The sequence below is a fragment of the Paludibacterium denitrificans genome (assembly GCF_009707705.1).
GTDB lineage: Bacteria > Pseudomonadota > Gammaproteobacteria > Burkholderiales > Chromobacteriaceae > Paludibacterium_A > Paludibacterium_A denitrificans.
Genome location: NZ_WLYX01000001.1, coordinates 1,696,114 through 1,718,899, shown reverse-complemented (window position 1 = coordinate 1,718,899; position 22,786 = coordinate 1,696,114). Strand labels below are relative to the sequence as shown.

Sequence of the window (22,786 nt, the reverse complement as noted above, 5' to 3'; positions counted from 1 at the left end):
AAGCACCGCCCGTTAGTGATTACGCCGGTGCGGATGTGTTGGCGTCGGCAAAAAGCCCCGGCTGATCAGATGATAAACCAGCCAGCCGAGCACACACACGCCAACAACGACCGCCAGCCCCACCACGATCCGCAACAGGAACACCAGTTCCGGCGAGTTCTGCCGCAGCTCCCGACGCGGCCGCGCAACAGGCTCGGCGACAGACGGCGGCACCTCCGACGGCTGATCACCAGACGGCACCAGTGCGGGGGAGGCCAGCGGCAATGCCACAGCCAGCGCTGGCAGGCTCGGCTCGATGGACGCGCTGGCGGCCTCCGATACCAGCACCGGCTGGCTGGCAACCTCGTTCTCCGCCGTTCCCAGACGTGACAGCCGCGACACGATTCCGTCAAACCATCCCAGCGCGGGCGGTTCGGCCAACCCTACCCGCGTCTGCTGCATAATGCGGCTCTCGCCCAGCACAAACAGCACGCACAAGGCCGGGATGACCACGGTCAAGGCCGGGGACTGGGTATTGATCCAGTCGGCAATCAGCGGGTCAGTCACCGCCACCTGCCCGGCAATCCAGCCGAGCATGGCGCCCCCGGCCGGGATGAGAATCGGGTAGTTATCCAGCAAGCGGGTGATGAAAAAGCTGCCATACATCAATAGCGGCACGCTGCAGAGCAGGCCCAGCACCAGAAACAGCACGCTGCCTTGCGCCGCGGCCGCCAGCGCGACCACGTTATCCGGGCTCAACACCAGATCAGCCATCACCACCACCATGACAGCAGACCACAGCTGATCGGCCGCGGCATACTCGGTCTTGGCCTCCTCGTCATCGCCAAGAATCAGTTTGATGGCAATGCTCAACAGCAGCGCCGCGCCCATCAGCTTGACGAACGCCACCTGCATCAAGGTACCCACCATCGTGGTCAGCATGATGCGCAACACAATGGCAAAACCGGTGCCCAGAATCATGGCCTTTTTCATCAGGTGCCGCGGCAACGCGCGGCAGGCCATGGCAATGACCAGCGCATTGTCACCACTCAGGATCAGATCCAGAAAGAAGACCTGTATCCCCATGCCCAGCGAATGGGTAAGGCTGTCCAACTCCATCGGCAGTATCCCTGTAAAAATCGGCTAATTGAACGCCCCGGCAACACCGGCATACACGCCGATGCTGGCCGTCAGCAAAAACAGCGTGGCCACCACGCCTAAGATAGCTGTTTTTCAGACGATGAGCTTCCGGCAACTCGCGACAAGCCAGCCAGAACAGGAAGCCCAGCACCAGCGGCAGCATCATGGCGTTGAGCACCGCCGTGGCGATGGACAGCCGGACCAGATTGATACCGCTGGCCACCACGACGCCACTGAGCAGCAACATCATGCCGAACGCGCCGTAGAACCACGGCGCTTCCCGTGGCTGCAGTTCAAGCGAATGGCGCTTGGCTAGCGGCCTCTCCCAGCGCCAGGCCGAAGACAGACAGACCACGATGGTGGCCACCAACGCGCCGCCACTCAGTGCCAGCGCAAACAGCATGCGCCCGGTATCGGCGCCCAGCACGGCGGTAAACGCGGCGGCAATTTGCGGAATACTCTGCAACGACACGCCGCGACCATGCGCGGCAAACGCCGCCGCGGCGGCAATCAGCACCGCCACGGTAATGACCTGACACAACACCGCACCCAGCAAGGTATCGATCCGGGCCGATTTCAGATCGGTCAGATCCAGCCCTTTGTCGATCAGCGCCGACTGCTGATAGAACACCGTCCACGGCATCACGCTGGTGCCCAGATTGGCCGCCAGCAGATACAGATAGTCGGCGTTGGACCACGGAATCTGCTGAAGTTGGCCGAACATCTGCCGCGTATCAGGATGGGCTCGCCACGCTACCGCCAGAAACGCCAGTTCAAAAACGCCAAGAATCAGCGCAATACGCTCCACCGATTGATAGCTGCCGCTACAAATCATCAGAAACAGCGCACCCGCCAGCAGGCTGACGGTCATCCATACCGGCACGCCAAACAGCTGCCCGACGCCAGCCCGCTCATCTGCGTCAGCAGCGCACCAAAACAGCTAACCACCAGTGCCAGCGTGGACAGGCGCGCCCAATAGCGTCCGCAGCGCAACAGGATCAGCTCGCTGTAGCCCTTGCCGGTTGCCAGCGCCAGCCGCACCGTCAGTTCCTGCACAATGAATAACAGCGGGATGATGAGAAACTGCAAAAACAGCAGCCGATAGCCCCATTGCGCGCCACTTTGCGAGGCGGTGATGACGCTGCCGAGCATCGGTATCGGCCAACATGACCACGACACCGGGGCCCAAGGCAGCGGCAAAGCGTTTCAGCTGCAGCGCCCATGACGAGCGCCACAGGCTATCCACCGGCCGCGGCAGCGAGGTCAACGCTTGGCTCCCAGCCACCCTGTCCTGAAGTCGTGTAACAGTGCGGAATCGGGTGACAACACCAGCGTTGGCGCCGATTCGGCCAACGATTGCCGATAAGACTGCAATGAGCGATAAAACTTGTAGAACTTCGGGTCCTTGCTGAAGGCATGGGCCAGAATCTGGTTGGCGGCGGCATCACCCTCACCCCGGATAATGGCACTTTGCCGCTGCGCTTCCGACAGAATCACCGTGCGTTCCGCCTCCGCCTTGGACTGGATTTCCTGCGCCCACTGCACCCCCTGCGCCCGCAGCTCCTTGGCCTCCTGCTGGCGCGACGACTTCATGCGGTCATAAATGGCCTGACTGGTCTCCAGCGGCAAGTCGGCACGGTGCAAACGGACCTCGGTCACCTCAATGCCCAGTGGCCGGGCGCGTTCCATCACCTCGGACTGGATTTGCTCCACAATCCGGCTGCGCTCTTCCGACAGCAGCGACTTGAGCATCACCTTACCCAGTTCGCGTCTCAACGAGGTACTCACCAGTTGCCCCAGTTGCAGCTTGGCCTGCTCTTCCGTCCGTAAGGCCTGATAAAAACGCAAGGGGTTGGCAATGCGGTAACGCGTATAGGTTTCCACTTCCAGCCGCTTTTCATCGCCCAGAATCACTTGCTCCGGCGGCGGCGCCAGCGTTTGCAGCCGGGTATCGTAAAACTGCAGGCTATCCACCAGCGGCATCTTGAACTTCAGCCCGGGCTGGGCATCGACATCAATCGGCGCACCCAAACGGATAATCAGCGCCTTTTGCCCTTCCGATAAGGTATAGAGGGTGGAAGAAAGCCCCCAGATTGCCGCCACACCGGCCAGCAGCCCCAAACCGTGCCAACGCTTTTCCATTTAGCGCCCCTCCTTGCCCGCCTGCTTGGCCTTGTCCTGCAACGGCAGATAAGGCACCACGCCGCTCATGCCCTTGCCGGAAGAATCCACAATCATCACTTTGCTGGCCTTCTTCAGCACCTCATCCATGCTTTCCAGATACAGACGCCACGCGGTGACATCCTTGGCTGCCGGGCATAGCTCTGGTACACCGAGTCGAAACGTTTCGCCTCACCCTGCGCCAGATTCACCACCGGCTCTTGTAGGCCTCGGCTTCTTGCTGGATACGCGTCGCCTCGCCACGCGCCTTCGGCAAAATGTCATTGCTGTAGGCTTGCGCCTCGTTCCGGGCCCGCTCCTGATCGGCCCGGGCGCGTTGCACGTCGTTGAATGCATCAATCACGGCAGAAGGCGGATCGACACGCTGCAACTGCACTTGCGTCACCAGAATGCCGGTTTGCGCCTGATCCAGCCGCTGCTGTAGCAGATTGCGGGTTTCATCCGCCACCTGTTGCCGATGGTTGGACATCACCGCCTGAATCGGCGTACGCGACACCACCTCGCGCAATGCACTTTCCGAGGCAATGCGCAACGAGGTTTCCGGATTATTGACCTTGAACAGGAATTGCCCCGCATCCTTGATCCGCCAAAACACCGCGCAGTCCGCTTCGACAATGTTTTCATCGCCGGTCAGCATCTGTTTTTCACGTGAATCGGGCGAACTGGTGGGCGCACCATCGTAGGAATTGGCCGGGCGAATCTGATTAATCTGGGTCACCTTGGGCAAGATCACCGTTTCCAGCGGCCATGGCAGGTGATAGTGCAACCCCGCCCCGGTGGTATCCACCCATTTACCCAAGCGGATGACCACGCCCTGCTCATCCGGCTGCACCTTGTAAATACCGGCGCTCACCCGGTAATGGCAATAATCCAGCCCAGCAACACCAGCCCCTTGCCGCGCATGCCCAGCAACTGCAGGTAATAATCCAGACGCTGCTTTAGCTTGTTCAAGGGAGAGGGCACATCGCTACGATTTGATGATTCGGTGGAAAACTGAGACTGGCCGTGAGGCTGTTCTGAAGACATGCTGATCGCTTTTTGAATGAATACTGCCACACAACCTGAAAAATAAACTTCAACGACTATGCAAGCGCCCTGACGCACCAATAAGGTTGGCCGAAAAACTACGTCAGGAAATTAAAAAAGCATAAAAATAATTAACGAAAGAAAATAGCACAGGAAATAAAAAAGGAATGTTTATGTTTTGTAACAGCAAGGTATAAATGTTGTGACGAAGCAGCATTGTTACATGACGCCATAAAAGGCAGCGGACAGAGATAATCCATGACAATAAGTAACCGTTATGTTGGAGTTGCGTTACAAAGCCACCGATACAGTTAATAGTCATGCTATAAAAAAGCGAATCAATATCTCGCTAATTGCCCATTAAAAAACATGGCAACATTAATATCCTGCATGTCACAGACAAAAACACGTCGTGTTTTACTGTCTTTTGTAACGCTGCTGATTATTGGCATCGGTTTTTCCTGCATCTACCGCATTGCCTGGTCAGACATACAGCGCACCGACTACACCGTTTATACCGCTGCCGGGCAGGCGATACTCGATCATTCCGATCTTTATTCCGCGCAAAATGTCAGAGGCTGGAAATATGTCTATCCACCCGCTTTTGCCCTGCTGATGGTTCCCTTTGCCCAGCTGCCGCTGGCCGTGGGAGCTCTACTCTGGTATCTGCTGGAAGTGGCATCCATCGCCGCCGTGTCCCTGATGTCGATGGCGTTACTCAAGCCCCGGCTGCAAGAACGGCACAAAACCCTGCTCTACAGCCTGCCGTTGATTTCATTGTGCGTATTGCTGGTGGCAGGCGCACAGCGTGGTCAGGCCTCGATCTTCATGTTTGCCCTGATGGTGGCAACATTCTATTTCCACTTCCAGAAACGGCCGGTGGCCGTTAAGCATGAGCCGGCCGCCGCCAGCCTGATCAAGGTCTTTCCCATCGTCCTGATTCTTTATTTTTGCTGGCGGCGGCAGTGGAAAACACTGATGGCCACAGGTGCCGCTCTGGTGCTGATGAGCCTGATCGTGCCCAGCCTGTTTCTGGGCTGGAGCCAGAACCTCCACAACATTGATCGCTGGGTCGATGTCGTTGGCTAAGTAAGCCATGATGTCCAATACCGAACGCTCGGTGGCCACCCCACTGTATGAACAACTGCTGGATGCCAGAAAACCGCGCAACCAATCGCTGGAGGCCCTTTTCCTTTCGGCCAACGTAAGCCCGGCAACCAGCAAACATCTGGTCGCAGGCTGCGCGCTCGTCATGCTGCTAACCATGCTCAGGGCGGCGCAATTCGCCAGATCACGCTTCGACGAGCTGGCGCTGGCTAAGCGCCTTCCTCGCCCCGGAGCCTGCTGATTCCGCCCATCTCCGAAACGCATTACTTCGGCGCATTGATTCTGCCGCTCACCGTGTTGCTCGGCCGCAGCTTGTATGAAGGGGAACGGAGCGAAGCCGATCGGTCCGCGCTTATCGCGCGTGGTGCGGGCACCATGATTGTCGTGATGGGGCTGATCCGCTCGGATTACACGGAAAGCTTCCGTCCACTCTGCGTGGCAACGGTGGCGATCTGGGGGCTATTGATCTACTCGATCTTCCAATCCACCACCCAACGTCGTGCCAGCCTGTTGAGCAGCGCCACGGCCTAGCCAGTGTACGGACTGGTGCAGGCCAGCTGGCGGGCTAAGGACCATCGCGGTGTTCACGCCACTCACCTATCTGGTCGATGCCTTGCGTGGGGCCATGATCGTTGGCAGCACCAGACGGCACATCAACACGACAAGTTTTGGCGTGATGGTGCTGGTTTTTCTTGGCCTACTGGGGCAGGCATCCAGACTGTACGCGTCATGTGCACCTGCCCGCCCCAACAACCAAGCGTGCCCGATTCGTGCCGCTGAGACAGTAACAACAAAACCGGGCTTGCTCATCCGGGACGTTCCCCGGTAAGCAAGCCCGGCATGTCATGCCAGAAGCGGGTTAAAACTTGTAGCTAACCGCGGTATAGAACGACCGCGCCCGGCCCGGAACACCCACGCCCCAAGGCACTTTGTTGATACCCATCGTAATGCCCTGCCCCACGTAGGCGCCACCCAGCGGCTGCACGTAATAACGGTTGAAGACATTATCGACGCCAACATCAACCGTCACCTGTTTCCAGCTATAACGGCTGCGCAGGTTAAACAGGCTGTACCCCGGAGTCTTGATCTCATTGCGCGTTTCCGAGACAAAATCTTTGGCGCGGACGGCCACCAGCTCGGCCGTGTTGCTCCATTTGCCCAGCGTCTGCACAACCGCCAGCTTGGCATTCAGCGGCATGATGTTGTAGAGATTGTCGCCAGTCGTCAGGTTCTCGCCGCGGGTATAGCTGATCTGGGCCGTGGCATCAAACTTGCCCCAGCTAGCCAGGTTGGCCAGACGCAACTGACCACTCAAATCAAAACCATACAGTTGGGCGTTCTGGTTGACGTACTGCAGCACCACATATTTATTGGTTGCTGTCAGGTTGGCTAACCCGCCGCAAGTTGTAGCAGTGCCGCATCGTTCCGCATCAATATAGTTCTCAACATACGTGTAATACGGCGAGAACTTCACGCTCCAGTCTGTTTCATTGGCAGCATGCAGCGCCGCATTTGCGCTAATGGTATGAGCGACCTCAGGTTTCAGGTTTACGTTGCCCACGTAGCCATTACCATCTCCGGCAAAGTTGTTCATGACAGCCGCCATCGGCGTAGATGACCAGCTGTACCGCTCATACAGGTTGGGCGAACGGGTTTTCTGGGCATAGGCCAACTCGTACTGCTGTGTGGTATTAGCTTAGCAGATAACGCAAGGCAGCACTCAGATCGATGTTGCGATCCACCTTGTGGTGATCTCGGGCGTTGAAGGCAGCGGCATCGGGCCCATACATCATGCCCGTGTTATAGCCTGCGACATCAGCCGCATTCATGTTGATCTGGCTGAGTCGGGCACCAAGCGTGCTGCGCCATTCCGGCGTCCAGTCCGCTTGCCACTCCGAGAAAATATCGAAGCGGTCTCTGGTCCCATCGTTGATATTCCAGAACGTATTCGGCCCCATTCCGCCCATGCCGCCAGCGGCTGGCCACCAGTCATCCAGGCGATACTGGACAACCTCACCACCCACTTTCAGCCGATGTTGATCACTCAGCGCGATATCGGCCGTCACCGTGCCGCCTAAGGTATGGCTGGAAGTTTCCATCGGCATGCCATTTTTATAGATGCCGTAAACCAATTGCTTGTCGTCACCAAAGTTCATGCTGTGACGAACATACTGGTTATAGATGCGGGCATCCAGATCGCCCCAGCCGAATTGCCCAAGATAATGCAGGCTGGCCTGGTTGCTGCTGTTGTCCGTCATGTCCATGCGCTGATTCGGAAACTCCTCATAAGGAGTCCGTTGAATACCAGCCTTGAATTCCAGCAACTGGCTACTGTCACGCCACGCAAAGGTCATCTCGTGATTTTCAGTTTTATAGCCGCTGGAACCAACGGTTTTGCCATCCAGCCAGCCACGCCCGGTCGCCGCCGGACCGGAAGCCTTGAAGGCACTGGCGGCATCATAATCGTCGGCCCGGGTGGTGGAGCCGGTATAGTTCAGGCTGAAATGATCACTAGCCGGGTAGCGTCAACATTAGCCCCCGTTGCATGGCCATTGCTACGATAAAACGCGCCGATCTCACCGGTGGTAAGCATTTGCCCCGGTTCGGCAAACAATGGCACATGGCTACGTGCAACAATCACGCCGCCGATATTATCGCCGCTTAAGCACTGACAGGAGCCGTACCGGTCAAGACCTGCACGCTGTCTACCTTGCTCGCATCCATATAGGACAGCGGTGAATTCATGTGATTAGGGCACGATGAAATCAGGCTCATGCCATCCGTTTTGACCAGCAAGCGATCATCGGCCAACCCGTGCAAAACTGGCAGGCTGGAAACCCCGCCAGCCGCCTTGCTGCTGATACCGGGAATATCGGCCAGCAACTGCATGCTGTCACTGGTGCGCGCTTTTTTAGCCGATAACTGTTTATTGTCTTGCTTTGTACCCGTAGTGACGTCGTTGATTCGGGTTCCCGATACAACGACTTCAGGCATCACCTGCACACTATTTTTGGTCTCATCTGCGGCAAATGCCGTCTGTGCATACACCGACATAGCGCCAACCACGGCCAATACGACAGTCTTGCGTTTTTGTTGCATCATCATTTTCCAAGTGAGCACGAAATCTGGCCGGTGTACCCGGCAATTGTTATGTCCGGCTCACCACGATGGAAAAGATGCAGAGTGACAACGCCACACCCTTTGCCTGAACGTCAGAGCCGTTTCAGCAAAGGAGTGTAAAGAAAGTGTCGCGTCTAACCGTGCGACATATTGTCGCACCGGGGGCACGAGACACTGAGAAAGAGATGGCCAGACGCAGGCAAAGAAGAGATAACACCGCCTGCTATCCATGCGCCGGAAACGATATGCCACCTAGGCATGCGGCCATCTGAGCAGGCAATGCCATCAAATGAAAACAGCCCGGCAGGTTCAACTTGCCGGGCTATAATCAAATGTCACTGGGTGTGACAAGGTGTCATTGTCTACGCACCAACTTTATTGTTCGTAAACAACGCCACCCTGACTAGAGCAAATAAAGCTCGTCGGACAGAATTAACGTAAGCCATTGATTTTCAATGAAACAAACTTCACACTAAAGTCTGTCGAGCCTCCGCGTGGGGAGAACCTGCCTCCCAAGACACTGAACAAAGTCAGTCGCCACAGGAGGTGGGCCTAGCGTGGGTACCGGCTTGCGGCTAAGTCAGGCCACTTGCACGGCTTCTGGCCATCGATGCGCTACAAACCAAGCCTCAACTTTTGCGATTACAAATTCGTTTAACACGGGTTCAGGACCAACCAAGAAGTTACAGCGGTCTTTTTCCTCTGCTGCGATTAGGTGCTCTTGCTTCGGTCGCGCCCCTCGTGTGCCATTGGGGCGGAAGGTCGCGCGGAGCAAGCGAACCTCTGCTGGTGGTTGAATCCACAAGTCATCAAACGTTCTAACCCCAGAGGAATAGTAAAAGCGTCGCCAAGTTGGCCGAGCCGGTGAACCATCCTTCTTTTTGTCGGCTCAAAATCAGCGCGTGTCACAAGCACATAGGGGATGTCCAGTTCACGCAATCGGCAGTATGCCCATAGATCACGCTGGTCCGCATCTGCGAGCAACGTCAGGAACTCCTCGATGGACAGCCAAGTGACCAACCGGTTGATTTCTGCCCAATGCCAACGCCAATGTGCCCGAAATGCTCGCCTCAACCGTGTGGCGACTTCCGGCTCTGGCCTGATGTCCGGAAGCGTGAGATATGGGGTAAGCATGAATTTGTTTGAGTGGACAATACGCACTATTTCGAAAATGCGAGAACGTGGCAAATGTGCCGGGCGTGGTGCCACCGACATCGTTCAGGTTCTGCCTACAGGCTGGACAATTCGCTCGCTCACGGTCGTCTTGAAGCCGCTGACCACGGGTATCAATTCGAGGCCGCCCGAAGATATGTCGGTACTCCTCAACGTCAATAAGTCGGCGAGGGTCGTGCGGATGGCATGCTTTTTCCATAGGGTCATCCTCTCGGTTCGATTGAATAAGGAGCGATGCTGTGTAGCGTGTGTCCGCCCACTTTACTTATGTTGGCCGGATACGGATGGCTCCCCCCATCCTTCCGCATCACCCGGCCTCCTCTACGCACCAAGTGAGTCACCTACGGACTTAAGTCTCTTCAAGTCAAATAGCGGATGGCCATACAAAAAGCTGGGTGATACCCTGTCCGACTTGCGATCAGGGCGGGAATGCTCGTGGTTGGGGAAGAACTTGAGCTCTGGATGGTGCGGTGCTGAATCCGCCTTATAGACCGGCTTCTCTTGGCCGGCTCGAAAAGCAGGTAGCAAAAATCCGTGAATGTGTTGAGCCGCAGCAACCATCGCCACCCGGTTGGGAGTAGCATCTCCAGTTCCCATCCACGTGGCCTTCTCTTAACCTGCCCGACAGAGGCGCCAAGGTCCGCTGCTACCAGTTCATGAACAACCGGGATGAGCTCATCTGGGATAGCATCCCATTTCTGAACTGCGGTCCAATCGACTTCCAGTCGGAAAAGTGATACCAGGAATTCGAATATCGTCGGATACGCCTTTGCCGTTTCCAAGTGCTCTTTGCACACCGGTAATTGTACGAGCAATGCAGCTGCGCTCGTTCCTGTGGTAGTTGCAGCGTAGCAAGTTGCTTGCGCCCCACAAACGACGCAACCTTCACCCCTTGAGAAAAGGACCGCTTTTTCCACACTGGTATTGTTCAATCTACCTGTAACGAACTCAGTGGGTAGATCCGTAACGGCATCCTTATGCTTGATCCACGAGTCAAAAATGCACCTTGCGCTGACCGTATTCAAAACCTCGTATAGTGCATTATCGTCGCGAAGGAAGGTCCAGATCGACTCGTCAGCTTACCATGAATAAAGCCCTTGGCCGATACCGATAGGTCCGTGTAAAGCCACAGTCTACCGTCGCATCAAACACCAGAACCCCCTGATTTTGCTTAAGCGGCTCCAGTATCGATTAGGTGCGAAAGCAACGAGCTTTTGCCATGTCGCCTGCTCATGCGTACATAGTTCGAGCACGAAGGGGAGCCTCTTCTGGATATTGTCAAAGTTCTTATAAGCGTATGCGGACACGTACGCATCGACAACTTGGGCAGTGATCTCGTGCTCGGCCAGCGCGCTTAGCGCCGAGTCAATATTAATAAGAGGGAAATCCATCGCCATGGTTTTTCTCCGGGAATTTGGTGGAACCTACCGACTAGAAACCGAGCCCCTTGAGCCAGCGCTTCAGCGCAGCCAACAAGCCGCTCTGCTAAGCCAACATCATCTGCTTTTGGTCCCAATGGTTCCGAAGTAACAACCACGGACGGTTTTGTTAATTTCCCACCAAAATATTTGTCCTTGCGCACACGATCGATTTTCCTACCAGTATCGATCTCCTCCCTTGTCATCGTTCCCGCCCAAACCACCCTGTTGTCTCGGATCCAATAGTGCGCTTGGCAAGGATAATTCCAGTTTCCGATCGATGGTCTGAGTGACACACAGTTGCCCCGCTTGATCAGCGTCCACTCCGTCGGGCGCAGCGGGGTAACGATCTTCGTACCGCACCCACATGCGCACAGGTGAGTAGCCGTCTTGTACTTCTCAGAGACGTAAAGTACACCTTGATCCAGCGACGACGGAATGAACTCGACGAATTGAGGTTTAATACTGGCTGTTTTCATCGCGGCCCATTTTTTGTTAAAGCGTGGACATCGATGGCATAAGTCGAATTCACGTCTTCGATGCCATCTCGATAGAAACCGCAGTATTTCTTCCAGCGGATGACCGCCAGAGTAGCGTTTAGCGCGTTGAGATCCGCGACTTGAATCTCCGACTCATAAAGATTGTTTGCCTGCCCCTGCGCCGACGACACATAGAGCGGTAGGTGCGCGTTTACTTCACGGGTCGCCAAGGTTGTGCTGACCTGGCCTGTCAGCTCGCCGTTGGGCGCGGCACGGACGTCCATGCCGACGACAATAAACGGGACACCAAGGCGTAACAGTCCATCGGTGATAACTTTGCAAGCTGGCGGCTCGTCTACGCATATAAATGCAAACCCGAAGTAAGCGAGATCGTCGATGTTATCGGCAGCAATGTAATCCCGATGCGAGATGACCCCCTCTCGCATGCCCCCATAGATGTCGGCGAAGTATTCGACCTTGTATGGCTTGGCCATCAATGTTTCTGGTATCGCCGCTCCGGGGCCCTGAACGCGTTATGCTGTTTGAATTGATCACCATCGAATAGATGGATTTCGCGAGCGTGCGTTTTAGCGACCAAGTCAAGGATGTACGCCCCTGTTCCACCGACTCCGATGATAGCTACCTTGTCCATAGCCAGCTTTACTGAAGCCGCTCCAATACCGCAGCGTGTAGATGCCGTATCGGCGTAGCGGAATACACTCCCGCCTTCTTCATCCCGGATCAACTGGCAAGTACGTGGGCTCACCGTTTCGTCGAGCGCCATAGCAGGATTAGAAATGATGTCGATATAGCGCGTCATCTTCGCGTAGTAGTCCGCGTACGGTACGTTGTTCAATGGCTTTTGAGAGAAGCCAAAGTTGATCGTGATACCGTCACCAAGCTCGCGTGTCTGGCTTTCGCATACGATGTTGTCCATAGGAACCCCATCACGTGAGCAAGGCTGTTCGCCAATCCACCATGTCTGGTGATTCTGCAATGGACCGCGTGTGACGCCACAGGGATCGAGATCGATGATCGGCGACACCAGAGTGCCAAAGCAGACACGTTTCTCGCGGTTAACGTAGGGAACGTTATGGACGAGCAGGTGAACCGCCACACCTTGGACGAGCTCGACGTCATAGCGCTCATCCTGAAGGCGCCGCAGATCCGAACTACGACTTATCCGTATTGCCGACATTGAACACCATCCCGTTCTCGAGCTCGACATGATCACCCTCAACCATGCGGCGCTCGATGCCGCTCGGCGTGGTGTAGGTCACCGTATAGACGATGTTCGGGCCAAAAGGCCCTTCGGGTGTCAATCAGCGTCGAATTTTGACCAGCAAACAGCGTCCAAATTTGACCAGGCAAATCAGCCGTTTTTCCTCCTCTGCTTGAACCGGTAAGAGTCATTTCCGGTTTCCAGAATGTCGCAGTGGTGCGTCACCCGATCCAGCAGCGCAGTGGTCATCTTGGCATCGCCAAACACGCTCACCCACTCCCCGAAACTCAGATTGGTCGTGATGATCAGCGAAGTCTTCTCATACAACTGACTGATCAGGTGAAACAGCAACGCCCCACCCGATTCGGGGAATGGCAGGTAGCCCAGCTCATCCAGAATCACGGCATCCATCAGTACCAGTTGGCGTGCCAGCAGTCCCGTTTTACCCTGCTGTTTCTCTTTCTCCAACTGGTTCACCGGGTCTACCGCATTGTAGAACCGCACCCGTTTGCCCTGATGAATGGCCGCAATACCCAAGGCTGTCGCCGGTGGGTTTTACCGGTTCCAGTGCCTCCCACCAGGATCAGGTTGTGCGCGGTATCCAAATAGCTGCCACTCGCCAGTTGCTTGATACGGGCTGACTCCAGCGGGGTCTCTGACCAGTCAATGCCGCTCAGGTCACGGTGCACCGGGAAGCGCGCTGCTTTGAGTTGATAGCTCAGACTGCGTGCCTGTCGGTCGGCTTGTTCTGCATCGAGCAATCGTCGCAGCAGCGCCTCTCCCGAAAGGGGGTGCCGGTGAACCTCTGCTTGCAATTCGCGCCATGCTTCGGCCATGCCGTACAACCGCAGTGTTTGCAGTCGGGCCAGATGGGAGGACTCAGACATGCGCCACCTCCCGCAGGGTATCGTAGCGGTCGCAATTCGCCACCGGCTCCTCACGGAGGCTCAATGTGTCGGGTGTCTCCACCACGGCCACTCGAGGGGGGCGGGTCAATCGCCGTAACTCGTTCAGTACAATTGCCGTGCTGGGCTTACCATATTTCTGCGCCAGTTGGCAGGCCACTTCCAGCGTCTCCGGGCCGGATTCACGCGCCACCAGCAGTAGCTCGGCAAAGGCACGATCTCCCCCGGGCTGTTTAAGGGCCTGCTGACGAACCGCTTCGATAGCGGGAGGGAGGACCCATTCGATGAATGGCCGCCCGTGACGGAGGGCACCAGGTTTCGTCTCCAGTATCGACAGGTAATGCCGGGCTCGCAGACCATCTGGTCCCGGCCAAAGTGGCGAACATGGCAGGCCAGCTCCGGCCATCGGCCACGATACGAATCGTGCTTAAGCATTGATACGTACCGAAACGACCTTGCTTAGCCCATTCGGCGGGGACGCTATAACGGTTGCGATCCACCGAGACCAGACAGGTGCTGGAGACGCGCAACAGATGTTCGACGTAACCGTCGAACGGCATGGTGACCGGTCGCAGATGAGGGCGTTCCACCTTCAGTACATCCGCAATGGTGGCCTCTTGCGTGGGATGACGTCGTCCCGCCAGTTCTCGACAGCGCTGTTCCAGCCACTGGTTCAAGCCGCTGAAGTCAGCAAAGCGCGGCGTCGGAGTGAATAGCCATTCACGGATATTGCCCACCTGATTCTCGACCGGCCCTTCTCCCAGCCTGAAGCGTGCAGGCTACCGGCTCAAACAGGTAATGATTCGCCAGCGCCAGAAAGCGGCGATTGAACTGGCGCTCTTTCTTAAGCAAACACTGTCTCCACCACGGTCTTGAGGTTGTCGTAGACCATCTTGTGCGGGACCCCACCGAAGAAAGCGAAGGCGCGGCGATGGGCATCGAACACCATCTCCCGGGTCTCGCGCGGATAGGCAACGACAAACATCTGCCGACTGTAGGTCAGACGGAAATGGGCTAGTTTGATGGTCTGGGTAACACCACCGAGCACCACATGTTCGTAGCTCCAGTCGAACTGACCCACTTCACCAGGAGCGAATGACAACGGGACAAAAGCCTGTGTTCTGACGATCTTTGTAGCACTCGCATTCCAGGCCCGGACATAGCGCTGGATGCTGTCGTAGGCCCCGCGATAGCCTTCAGCTTGTAGGAATTCGAATAATCGGCGAGCCGTACGGCGCTGCGCTTTGGGCAGAGAGTGGTCGAGCTCAAGCCACTGCTCCAGTGTTGCCTGAAAGGCACCCAGTTGCGGTTTGGGTTGACGTTGCCGTTGGTAGGTGGGTTCGGCGGTAGTGTTGAGGTATGTCTTGACGGTGTTGCGGGAAAGGTTGAGAGATCGGGCGATGGCACTGATGCTCTCGCCGTTGACGAGGTGTCGGCGACGAATCTTGCCGATGGATTCCATGCAAAGCACTCCGGGTAGACCTCCGCCTAAAAGGCGGAAGTGTGGCACACCCGGGGTGGTCAAAATTGGACGCTGATCACCCCGGAAACCTGGTCACTTTTGCACGCTGTTTTACAATCAAGAGTACGCCTCGCACTTCGATGAGATGTACCACTACTTTGATCTGTGCAACGAGCAGGCGTTTCTCCACAAGACAGGCCGAATCTCGGATGAAACGTGGGAGTTTTGGCGAGATGGAATTCGTACAAATCTAAACCGTCCAGCTTTTGCGCGGGCGTGGTCCGAAATCGCAGCGAAGGCCGCAGATGATTTCTCTGAGTTAAAAGCACTGTTTCCGCCCAAAGCTCATGCCCCGCTGCCTAACAATTCCGTCGAGAGTCACCGCCCACAAGCTGCGCTTGTGGGTTCCCTTCGCGGCTTCGCCGCTACGGCGGCCCCTTACGTCAAACGTTAGACCTCATATGCCAAACGAAGCGCTCGCTCGAAAAATTTACTCCCTACAGAACAAGATCGTCCGCGAGTTGAACAACGCGCACATCTTTCTAGAGCAAGCTCAACCCCTGCTTGAGGAGGCTCGCGCGAGATATGAAGGCAGCAAATCAAAGTCGGATCGACGTTACTACGTGCCATCCATTGACAGGAAGAAATTCGCAAGACGGACTGACGCTGAACTCAAAGAGATATACGACCACTACACATCAAGTGGTCTATTTGAGGCGTTCTTGGTCAGTTCTGTCTCGCAGTTTGAGTCCTTCCTTGCGGATGTCCTTATCGTCTTCCTGCAGCACTACCCGCAACGCATTACAGAAGCGGTACAGGGAATCCCCGCTTGCCCGGTGTTTCGGCAAAAGACCTTATGGCCGCGGAAGACAAGGAAGAGTTGGTTCAGCGCGTACTTTCAGATCACGTGGCAAACGTGTTCCGACAGCGGCCAAGCCTTTACATGGCGTACCTTGCGAAGCTCGTGAGTGTCAAGAATGATCCCAGCTTCGCTGACTACTTTGAAGTTGCGGCAACCCGCGACCTCGTAGTGCACAACAACAACGTCATTAACGCGCTCTATCTGGAGAAGTCAGGCGCGAAAGCGCGAGGAGCCATAGGTGACAAGCTCTCTGTCGACAAATTGTACTACTACTCCGCGCTAGCAAAGCTGAAGAAAGTTTCTGGCGCCATCAAACGAGATGTAGAGAAGAAATATGGAAAATCCGATGAAGAGGTCTAACCCGTCATTGCAGCGGACCGCCTTCGGCGGCCGCTGAATTCCAACGTTCGGCCCCATCAGTTATCCGGCCGCTGATCCGTCTTTCTGTTTTCTTGCGTAGGAGCAATTCATGACCGATACACAAACTGTCGTCTGGGCAATTGTGATTGTCCTCGCCCTTGTGATCATGAGCTTCACCGTTGTCGGTGGAATCGCGTTTTTCCGCGCTGGTCAAGGCCAGGCGAAGTCCTTTGGTCTCATGTTCGAGCGCGGTAACTTCCTTCGGCTCGGCGGCAGCGGTGCTCATCATCCTTGCAACAATTCTCTTGGCCGCACTTGGCAAACTAACGGCTGAGGGCGTCGCCTCAATTCTCAGCGGTGTGGCTGGCTATGTCCTCGGCGGAATGGACAAGCAGCAGCAAGGTTCCGACAAACCGGCGCCCAAAGTTGTCGAGTGAAATGGGGCCGAACCCATCATTCCACCGGACCTGCGCGAAAAGCCGCGTAGGCCGCTGAATTCAGACGTTAGGCGAATATGCCGTGACCCGAAAAATCGAAGACATCGCGAGATTGTACCTGCTCAATGAGTTCAGCCATGACACTTACTCATTCGAGAACAAGCAACCCGAAGACAAGGGGTTCGACCTGTGGCTCGTTGATAAAGAATCAGGGACTAAGCGAAAGGCTGAACTCAAGGCGCATAACGGCACGTATCAGCGCCCTAGCAACCTCTTTGAGCGACTAATATTTACTGCCGAAATCGAGCGGGAGCTATTCGAGAGAGGCGATACAGTCATTGTTCGCGTTTTTATCGGCACTCAGCCTTACAGAGTGTTCATCATTACTAATGCAATCTTGTCTTCGGGCGCTGCTCTTGAGGCAGAGGCACGGTATGTTTTACGTGGACAAATCAACTATGACAAATCGTTTTTTGAGCTCGCCTAACCCCGCAGTCAAGAGAGACGAGCCTTCGGCGCGCCCCTTACCTTTTCCTTAGGCCGGACGTGTCCGGTATTCCGTGTAAACCTATCGCTTCACACTTACCTGTCGAGTGACCGCTTCGGCCGGATTGTGTTGAAAAACTCCCGGCTCCTCTGATGCGGCGGTAAACTATGCCTAGTGCATTGAGACGCCGAGGTGTCGATATGATGGGGCAGCAGACAGGTGGTCAGGAGCGATTGTTCTATTCCTTCAACATTGAAGGCCACATCCCCCCAAAGCACCTCTTGCGCGGCATCGATCGCTGTCTCGACCTAAGCCAACTACGCCACCACCGGTTGACCACTACAGTCACACCGGACGGCCGTCCATCGATCCGGAATTGATGATTCGCATGCTTATCATCGGCTATTGCTATGGCATTCGCTCTGAACGCCGGTTGTGCGAGGAAGTCCATCTCAATCTCGCCTACCGTTGGTTTTGCCGCTTAGGCACTGGAAGATGCGGTGCCCAACCATTCGACTTTCTCCAAGAATCGGCACGGGCGTTTTCGGGAAAGCGAGACGTTCCGTTGGCTGTTTGACCAGGTTGTTCTTCGTTGCATGGCTGCAGGGCTGATCAAAGGAGAAGGCTTTGCGGTCGATGCCAGCCTGATTGCTGCCGACGCAAGCCATGACCTGAGTATTGCTCCGGGTGAGCAAGTGAATTGGCGGGATCCTGCGCACAACAAACGAGCGGTCCGGGAGTATTTAGCCGCCCTCGATGCTGACGCCGAGGCGCAACCTGTCACGCGGAAGACCTCCTTGAGCGATCCCCAGTCCCGTTGGACTGCCGCTACTGGTGGGATCGCCTTCTTTGCCTACTCGACCAATTACCTAATCGACACCGCGCATGGTGTCATCCTAGATGTCGAAGCCACGCTTACCATCGTACGGCAGAGGTCGACTCTACCAAGACCATGGTCGATCGTGTTGAGGAGCGCTTCGAACTGCGTCCCAAACGGCTGATTGGCGATACGGCTTATGGCACCGCCCCCATGCTGGGCTGGATGGTCGAGGAGAAAGGAATTGAGCCGCACATGCCAGTCTGGGATAAGAGCGCGCGAAAGGATGACACTTTCTCAAACAGCGACTTCACATGGGTCGCTGAAGCAAACGAATATCGTTGTCCGGCAGGCAAACCACTGCGGAGCAACTGGCGCCCATTCAAAAATCCGCGCAGCCACGTCACACAGGCCGACACCATCATTTACCGAGCCAGCCAGTCGGACTGTAAGGATTGCGCGATGAAGCCGCAGTGCTGTCCGAATATGACTTTCCGGAAGATTGCCCGCAGCATCCATGAGAACGCTCGCGATGTTGCCCGACGCCTCCGTGAAACTGAGGGGTATCAGCAATCTCGGTGCGAACGTAAGAAAGTGGAAATGCTGTTCGCACACCTCAAGCGGATCCTGAAGCTCGACAGACTTCGCCTTCGGGGGCTGTCGGGTGCGCAAGACGAATTTACCACGGCCGCCATTGCCCAGAATTTGCGTCGATTGGCCAAGCTGGCCAGCCCGATTCACCCCCTTGGTGGGCAAGTTGCGCCTGCTGGAAACGAAATGAGATGAAATAGCTTAGAAAAGCGGTCTTTTTAGACCGTTTTTACGATTAGATCCATGAAAAATGGCCTCTACATCCACAGGAATCGGCTGTGCTACCAGGTTTTTCAACAGAATCGCCGAGAAACTGTTATTCTCAATGATATTGATCGAGTATCCATCACTTGGCCAAAATGACATTACTATCCATCAGCGCCATCCCAAAGGGATAACTAGCACTTACCTTATCTCGGCAACTTATAGAAATCTAAATACCGTCCGGATGCGTCTTGCCATAGCATCGGTGTTTTCCATTCGCCATCGCACATCTGCGAGTCACTTTCAAATAAGACGCGCCCATGTGGCATATCCACGAAGGCACATTTGACAACCTCATGGAAGTCGCTGCGCGCAGAATCGGAAGCAATGTCATAGGTTGAAAACTGAATTGCAGCTATCTTGTTATGTTGGTCCGCGACGTCAGATACATCACTTTCTACCGTGTAATTACGATACCTTGAAATGAAGATGTCTTTCTTCTTGAAAAAAATATGAATGTCATATTTTCTGTCAATGAGCTGAAGTACAAGTTTATTCTTGATAGGCACTGAAACAAATCGTACAAAACCAACCTGTTTTGCCCGGGCAGGAGGAATGACAAGAGATAATACTAGTGCGAGCATTACTCCAATACGCATATATTATCCTTTTAGTTTCTTGAAGCGTTTTACCATGTCCGTACCCTGTCTATTATTTCCGTAATGCTCTATGAACTCCATCTCATATTTTTCATGGCTCGTACCCCATGTCGCCGGATCGCTTTTAACATCTTTGTACTTGAGCAGGAAGGCCGTTATCGATTTTTTAAGATCGCTAGCAACCAAACCTGGACGATTGACATATTGATCAAGGACGGTGGCACGCCCCAATTCAGATTTAACAAATGAAGAAATCTTATACTTGTTGTTGTCAATTGTTATTTTCTTATTAAGCACTTCTTTCAGTTGTTGGATAAAGTCATCAACCCGGAAATCCATAAAATCATCATGGCGAATAGCTTTCAGAATAGCGGCCAACGGTTTTGACTCATATTTATCGGTTTTCTTGTAGGTAACTGAGTTATATTTCTTAGCATCACGTAATGTAGATTTAAGCTCTTTTCCTGTTATACTGTTCCAGTACATACGAGCATTTGAATTTTCCACAGCAACAGTCCAACCACAATTCTCGAATAGTGACTTATATAGCTCGGGTTTTTTTTCCTTGAACTTATTCACCAACTCAGGGAATTGACCGAACCCATTGCTGTTTATGGTTTTTTGCATCGCGCCAGCAGTGAGTACTTCACTATCGTAGGCTTGGATTGCATCCAAGTTCCCTTCATTTGGTGACATGCGACAAACAATACGCTTTTCTTCTTCTGTCGCCTTCTCGCTTTTTATTAACTGAGCCCAGCGTGGGTAACTTGAAATAGGCATGTCTCCCGAATACTTCGGGCCGTAGTTTTTACCATACCGGGTACATGCGAATATCTCTCCATAATCACATCCGCAATCATGGCAAACAGGAACAACGACAGTTGATTTATTGAGATCTTTTTTATTTGTTCCAATGTCTTCTTTATCTAGTGGGATAGTCGCCATGACCTTAACTCCGAACAATAGCTTTAATGATCCTCAGAGGCCGTGATGTATTGATACGCTCAGTTTGGCCGTCTTCATTAGTTATGCCCTTAAATACCCATCCATTTTCCATATAGACTTCGTAGGGCTTCCCGACTAATGGTTTCTTAGTAACCTCATCAACGAATGTCAGACTTTCATCATGTTCAGGGAATATAGGTAGCCCAATTGGCGTTGTGAGACGCGTCGGCCCACACAAACTATGACTGGCGCCCTTCACACTCACCGTGCCCGGGCAGTGAATCTCGATGTTCCCCCCTTCAGCCGGATATAGCCGCCCCCGCTGGTCAGCAGGATTTCTTCTTTGGCCGCAATCGTGACCTTGCCTTTACACGACGTAACGGTGACATCCTTGTCCGCCGTCAGCTCCATCTCCCCACTCTGTGCCTGCACCTGTACCTTGCCTTTGGCCGCAATCAGCTTCAGCGCCACCTTGTCCTTCACCCCCGCCACAAACAGGCTGATGTGCTGGCCGACGTTGTGCAGCCAGCGGCGACCGGTGGTGTGGTTGCTGTCGCGCTGGGCGATCAGGTTAAGGTTGGTGCTTAAGCGCTGAGGGTCTGGCTTTGTTCACTGGCACTGGCGATACCGGCCGGGCCGGACAGGATGAGTAACGGTTGCTGACCGCTTTGGTCTTTGGCGGTCTTGCCCTCTTTATCGGTGTTGCTGCTTAAGCTTCCCGGGCTTTGAGGGCCGCGACGTGGTGTTGCAGGTGGCCGCTGTCTTTCTTTCCGGCGGCGCTGTTGTCCGGATTGATGGCCTCCGGCCCGGTTTCCATGCGGTCGGCCAACTGGGCGCTGGCGGTGTCGGCCGGGCTTTGGCTCAGGTTGAGGGCGGCATCGAGCTGGCTTTGTACGTGCTCCCGTGCCAGCTGTGGGGAAGCGGCCCCATTCTGTGCCTCGGTCGTGAGCAGCAGACCGTGGGCGGCGCGGATCGCGCCGTGCTGGTCGGTCCGCAGTTCGAAGCCGTTACCGCGCGGCTGGGCTTTGCCGTTCGTGCGCGGCTGGGTCAGAAAGCCCTGGTTGAGCTGGGTCTTGCCGGATTCGCTGCTGAGTTTGGCCCGCACTTCGCCGGGGGTGTCGTCGAACAGCAGTTCGTTGTATTGCCCACCCTGATGTTCTTTCGACTTGATGCCGGACAGGGTCTTGTTGGTAAGCAAGGCACCGGCGCCGCTAAAGGCCGGGGTGGCATGACTACCGTTGTACAGCACGCCCACAATCACCGGGCGGTCGATGTCGCCTTCGATGAAGTCGACCAGCACTTCCTGACCGATGCGCGGAATGAACTGGTGCCCCCAGCCGAGGGCATGGCCACCCGTAGCCAGCAGGAGGACTGGTCATCGAGATTGGCGCCGAGGGTCGGGTGTTCGTCTGGCCGCTGCCAGTGGAACTGCACCTTGATGCGCCCCCGGGCATCGGTATACACCTCCTCACCCGCCGGGCCGACCACCGTGGCGGTCTGTACCCCCCGGGAGGTCGGTCGGGCCAGCTCGCTGTGTGCATACGCTGGCGTCAGCGGCAGACCGCGCCGCTGGGCGGTGAATTCGGTCTCGAACGGCGACTTGGCCGCATCCGCCTCGGGTTGGCCGATCAGGCCGGACAGCGCCCCCTGCAGGTCGACGGGCAGGTTGTTACGCGCCCGGAAGGTCTGCCGGGTAACCACGAATTCACGCTGCTCACGGCTGTCCCCCTCGTGCGCCGGATGATCATCCAGCCGGAACCATTGGCTTAAGCACACAGACCACGGACTGACCCGCTGCCGCTGAAGGTCTTGGCACTGGGCATCGTGTGCCTGCTGGCGCAGCTGGGCATACTGGCCAAGCTGATCGGCGTCATTGGCATAGTGGAGCGATTGCGGATCGTAGTCCTGCAAGGTGGATTGCAGCGTCTCGCCGCGTGCCCCCTGATCGATACGGCTCTGGTCAAGGCTGTGCTGGGTCGCCACCGGCTGGTAGTCAAAGCTGGCCAACGCCACCTGACTGGCGACCACCTGACGGCTGGCCGACCAGTCGGTCAGCCCGTCTTCGTCCTCGGTGGCATCACGACGGTGATAGCGCACCCGCTCCAACGGCGCGGCGGGCAGGCTGTAAGGATCGTCGAACACCACCAGTTCCACCTGTGGCGTCTCCCCGTCGTGGTGCTCGAAACGCCAGGGCATAGCCTTCTTCCTGCAA

Annotated in this window: 30 protein-coding genes and 2 pseudogenes; 8 read left to right on the top strand and 24 right to left on the bottom strand. The window is 55.5% G+C overall.

Going from position 1 to position 22,786, the window contains the following annotated elements; all coding sequences use genetic code 11:
• Positions 1-12 precede the first annotated feature (12 nt).
• The 6 genes and pseudogenes from GKE73_RS11340 to GKE73_RS11320 all read right to left on the bottom strand — a co-directional run bounded on the left by GKE73_RS11340 (position 13) and on the right by GKE73_RS11320 (position 4,326).
• On the bottom strand, positions 13-1,098 hold the full coding sequence (locus tag GKE73_RS11340; protein WP_230370102.1) for a TerC family protein: 1,086 nt from the start codon (positions 1,096-1,098) through the stop codon (positions 13-15).
• A pseudogene (locus tag GKE73_RS11335) lies at positions 1,022-2,271 on the bottom strand (NRAMP family divalent metal transporter). The gene GKE73_RS11340 and the pseudogene GKE73_RS11335 overlap by 77 nt, the downstream one beginning before the upstream one ends.
• 111 nt (positions 2,272-2,382) lie before the next feature.
• Positions 2,383-3,261 carry a protease modulator HflC gene (gene hflC, locus GKE73_RS11330; protein ID WP_230370101.1) on the bottom strand — a complete coding sequence of 293 codons (879 nt, stop codon included), beginning with the start codon at positions 3,259-3,261 and terminating at the stop codon, positions 2,383-2,385.
• Positions 3,262-3,390, bottom strand: coding sequence for a hypothetical protein (locus GKE73_RS23385; RefSeq protein WP_280954893.1), 129 nt, complete (start codon positions 3,388-3,390; stop codon positions 3,262-3,264). It abuts the gene before it with no gap.
• Positions 3,391-3,487: 97 nt separating this feature from the next.
• Positions 3,488-4,153, bottom strand: coding sequence for an FtsH protease activity modulator HflK (gene hflK, locus GKE73_RS11325; RefSeq protein ID WP_230370100.1), 666 nt, complete (start codon positions 4,151-4,153; stop codon positions 3,488-3,490).
• Complete coding sequence (locus GKE73_RS11320; protein ID WP_230370099.1) at positions 4,150-4,326, bottom strand: hypothetical protein; 177 nt, start codon at positions 4,324-4,326, stop codon at positions 4,150-4,152. The genes hflK and GKE73_RS11320 overlap by 4 nt, the downstream gene beginning before the upstream one ends.
• A gap of 390 nt (positions 4,327-4,716) precedes the next feature.
• Here GKE73_RS11320 and GKE73_RS11315 point away from each other — a divergent pair, with 390 nt between their 5' ends.
• The 4 genes from GKE73_RS11315 to GKE73_RS11300 are packed head-to-tail and all read left to right on the top strand — an operon-like array spanning position 4,717 to position 6,262.
• The gene (locus tag GKE73_RS11315; protein ID WP_230370098.1) at positions 4,717-5,415 is read left to right on the top strand and encodes a glycosyltransferase family 87 protein; all 699 of its coding nucleotides are present in this window, start codon (positions 4,717-4,719) and stop codon (positions 5,413-5,415) included.
• A 7-nt stretch (positions 5,416-5,422) separates the two neighbouring features.
• On the top strand, positions 5,423-5,674 hold the full coding sequence (locus tag GKE73_RS11310) for a hypothetical protein (protein WP_230370097.1): 252 nt from the start codon (positions 5,423-5,425) through the stop codon (positions 5,672-5,674).
• 35 nt (positions 5,675-5,709) lie between these two features.
• Positions 5,710-5,964 (top strand): hypothetical protein, encoded by a 255-nt coding sequence (locus tag GKE73_RS11305; protein ID WP_230370096.1) that lies wholly within the window; start codon positions 5,710-5,712, stop codon positions 5,962-5,964.
• A 49-nt stretch (positions 5,965-6,013) separates the two neighbouring features.
• The gene (locus GKE73_RS11300; RefSeq protein ID WP_230370095.1) at positions 6,014-6,262 is read left to right on the top strand and encodes a hypothetical protein; all 249 of its coding nucleotides are present in this window, start codon (positions 6,014-6,016) and stop codon (positions 6,260-6,262) included.
• Between the two features lie 30 nt (positions 6,263-6,292).
• Here the strand turns inward: GKE73_RS11300 and GKE73_RS11295 are convergent, their stop codons facing one another.
• The 12 genes from GKE73_RS11295 to istA all read right to left on the bottom strand — a co-directional run bounded on the left by GKE73_RS11295 (position 6,293) and on the right by istA (position 15,212).
• On the bottom strand, positions 6,293-7,105 hold the full coding sequence (locus GKE73_RS11295) for a porin family protein (protein WP_230370094.1): 813 nt from the start codon (positions 7,103-7,105) through the stop codon (positions 6,293-6,295).
• Between the two features lie 19 nt (positions 7,106-7,124).
• Positions 7,125-7,787: a TonB-dependent receptor domain-containing protein gene (locus GKE73_RS11290; RefSeq protein ID WP_230370093.1), complete on the bottom strand. Its 663-nt coding sequence runs from the start codon at positions 7,785-7,787 to the stop codon at positions 7,125-7,127.
• A 140-nt stretch (positions 7,788-7,927) separates the two neighbouring features.
• Complete coding sequence (locus GKE73_RS11285; RefSeq protein WP_230370092.1) at positions 7,928-8,074, bottom strand: hypothetical protein; 147 nt, start codon at positions 8,072-8,074, stop codon at positions 7,928-7,930.
• 20 nt (positions 8,075-8,094) lie between these two features.
• Positions 8,095-8,553 carry a TonB-dependent receptor plug domain-containing protein gene (locus GKE73_RS21700; protein ID WP_230370091.1) on the bottom strand — a complete coding sequence of 153 codons (459 nt, stop codon included), beginning with the start codon at positions 8,551-8,553 and terminating at the stop codon, positions 8,095-8,097.
• A 2,527-nt stretch (positions 8,554-11,080) separates the two neighbouring features.
• On the bottom strand, positions 11,081-11,623 hold the full coding sequence (locus GKE73_RS11275) for a ubiquitination-like system serine protease family protein (protein WP_230370090.1): 543 nt from the start codon (positions 11,621-11,623) through the stop codon (positions 11,081-11,083).
• Positions 11,620-12,117, bottom strand: a complete 498-nt coding sequence (locus tag GKE73_RS11270) for a hypothetical protein (RefSeq protein ID WP_230370089.1) — start codon at positions 12,115-12,117, stop codon at positions 11,620-11,622. Before GKE73_RS11270 ends, GKE73_RS11275 begins: the two co-directional genes overlap by 4 nt.
• Entirely contained in the window at positions 12,117-12,821 is a 705-nt protein-coding gene (locus GKE73_RS11265; RefSeq protein ID WP_312854430.1) for a DUF6791 domain-containing protein, read from the bottom strand. The genes GKE73_RS11270 and GKE73_RS11265 overlap by 1 nt, the downstream gene beginning before the upstream one ends.
• A gap of 174 nt (positions 12,822-12,995) precedes the next feature.
• Positions 12,996-13,349 carry an ATP-binding protein gene (locus GKE73_RS25770; protein ID WP_376767340.1) on the bottom strand — a complete coding sequence of 118 codons (354 nt, stop codon included), beginning with the start codon at positions 13,347-13,349 and terminating at the stop codon, positions 12,996-12,998.
• Positions 13,328-13,732, bottom strand: coding sequence for an ATP-binding protein (locus GKE73_RS25765; RefSeq protein WP_376767339.1), 405 nt, complete (start codon positions 13,730-13,732; stop codon positions 13,328-13,330). The genes GKE73_RS25770 and GKE73_RS25765 overlap by 22 nt, the downstream gene beginning before the upstream one ends.
• The gene (locus tag GKE73_RS11255) at positions 13,725-13,943 is read right to left on the bottom strand and encodes a hypothetical protein (protein WP_230370087.1); all 219 of its coding nucleotides are present in this window, start codon (positions 13,941-13,943) and stop codon (positions 13,725-13,727) included. The genes GKE73_RS25765 and GKE73_RS11255 overlap by 8 nt, the downstream gene beginning before the upstream one ends.
• 40 nt (positions 13,944-13,983) lie before the next feature.
• The gene (locus tag GKE73_RS11250; RefSeq protein WP_230370086.1) at positions 13,984-14,487 is read right to left on the bottom strand and encodes a Mu transposase domain-containing protein; all 504 of its coding nucleotides are present in this window, start codon (positions 14,485-14,487) and stop codon (positions 13,984-13,986) included.
• 107 nt (positions 14,488-14,594) lie between these two features.
• Positions 14,595-15,212 (bottom strand): IS21 family transposase, encoded by a 618-nt coding sequence (istA, locus tag GKE73_RS11245; protein WP_230369460.1) that lies wholly within the window; start codon positions 15,210-15,212, stop codon positions 14,595-14,597.
• 829 nt (positions 15,213-16,041) lie between these two features.
• Between istA and GKE73_RS11240 the strand changes: the two genes are divergently transcribed.
• Positions 16,042-16,434 carry a hypothetical protein gene (locus GKE73_RS11240; protein WP_230370085.1) on the top strand — a complete coding sequence of 131 codons (393 nt, stop codon included), beginning with the start codon at positions 16,042-16,044 and terminating at the stop codon, positions 16,432-16,434.
• Between the two features lie 4 nt (positions 16,435-16,438).
• On the opposite strand, the gene GKE73_RS11235 is transcribed toward GKE73_RS11240, so the two are convergent.
• Positions 16,439-16,720 carry a hypothetical protein gene (locus tag GKE73_RS11235; protein ID WP_230370084.1) on the bottom strand — a complete coding sequence of 94 codons (282 nt, stop codon included), beginning with the start codon at positions 16,718-16,720 and terminating at the stop codon, positions 16,439-16,441.
• On the opposite strand from GKE73_RS11235, the gene GKE73_RS11230 reads away from it, so the two are divergent.
• The 3 genes and pseudogenes from GKE73_RS11230 to GKE73_RS11220 all read left to right on the top strand — a co-directional run bounded on the left by GKE73_RS11230 (position 16,713) and on the right by GKE73_RS11220 (position 18,961).
• Entirely contained in the window at positions 16,713-16,871 is a 159-nt protein-coding gene (locus tag GKE73_RS11230) for a hypothetical protein (protein WP_230370083.1), read from the top strand. The two genes, GKE73_RS11235 and GKE73_RS11230, sit on opposite strands and share 8 nt — an antisense overlap.
• An 82-nt stretch (positions 16,872-16,953) precedes the next feature.
• A complete protein-coding gene (locus tag GKE73_RS11225) occupies positions 16,954-17,358 on the top strand; it encodes a hypothetical protein (protein WP_230370082.1) in 405 nt (134 codons plus the stop codon).
• 200 nt (positions 17,359-17,558) lie between these two features.
• Positions 17,559-18,961: pseudogene (locus GKE73_RS11220) on the top strand (transposase).
• Positions 18,962-19,176: 215 nt separating this feature from the next.
• Here GKE73_RS11220 and GKE73_RS11215 read toward each other — a convergent pair.
• From GKE73_RS11215 to GKE73_RS23380, 5 genes are all read right to left on the bottom strand, one after another.
• Positions 19,177-19,629: a hypothetical protein gene (locus GKE73_RS11215; RefSeq protein ID WP_230370081.1), complete on the bottom strand. Its 453-nt coding sequence runs from the start codon at positions 19,627-19,629 to the stop codon at positions 19,177-19,179.
• A gap of 3 nt (positions 19,630-19,632) precedes the next feature.
• Entirely contained in the window at positions 19,633-20,574 is a 942-nt protein-coding gene (locus GKE73_RS11210; protein ID WP_230370080.1) for a hypothetical protein, read from the bottom strand.
• Between the two features lie 261 nt (positions 20,575-20,835).
• The gene (locus GKE73_RS11205) at positions 20,836-21,099 is read right to left on the bottom strand and encodes a DUF2345 domain-containing protein (RefSeq protein ID WP_230371470.1); all 264 of its coding nucleotides are present in this window, start codon (positions 21,097-21,099) and stop codon (positions 20,836-20,838) included.
• Positions 21,100-21,283: 184 nt separating this feature from the next.
• Positions 21,284-21,874 carry a type VI secretion system Vgr family protein gene (locus tag GKE73_RS11200; protein ID WP_230370079.1) on the bottom strand — a complete coding sequence of 197 codons (591 nt, stop codon included), beginning with the start codon at positions 21,872-21,874 and terminating at the stop codon, positions 21,284-21,286.
• Positions 21,832-22,770: a type VI secretion system Vgr family protein gene (locus GKE73_RS23380; protein ID WP_280954892.1), complete on the bottom strand. Its 939-nt coding sequence runs from the start codon at positions 22,768-22,770 to the stop codon at positions 21,832-21,834. Before GKE73_RS23380 ends, GKE73_RS11200 begins: the two co-directional genes overlap by 43 nt.
• Positions 22,771-22,786: the final 16 nt, after the last annotated feature.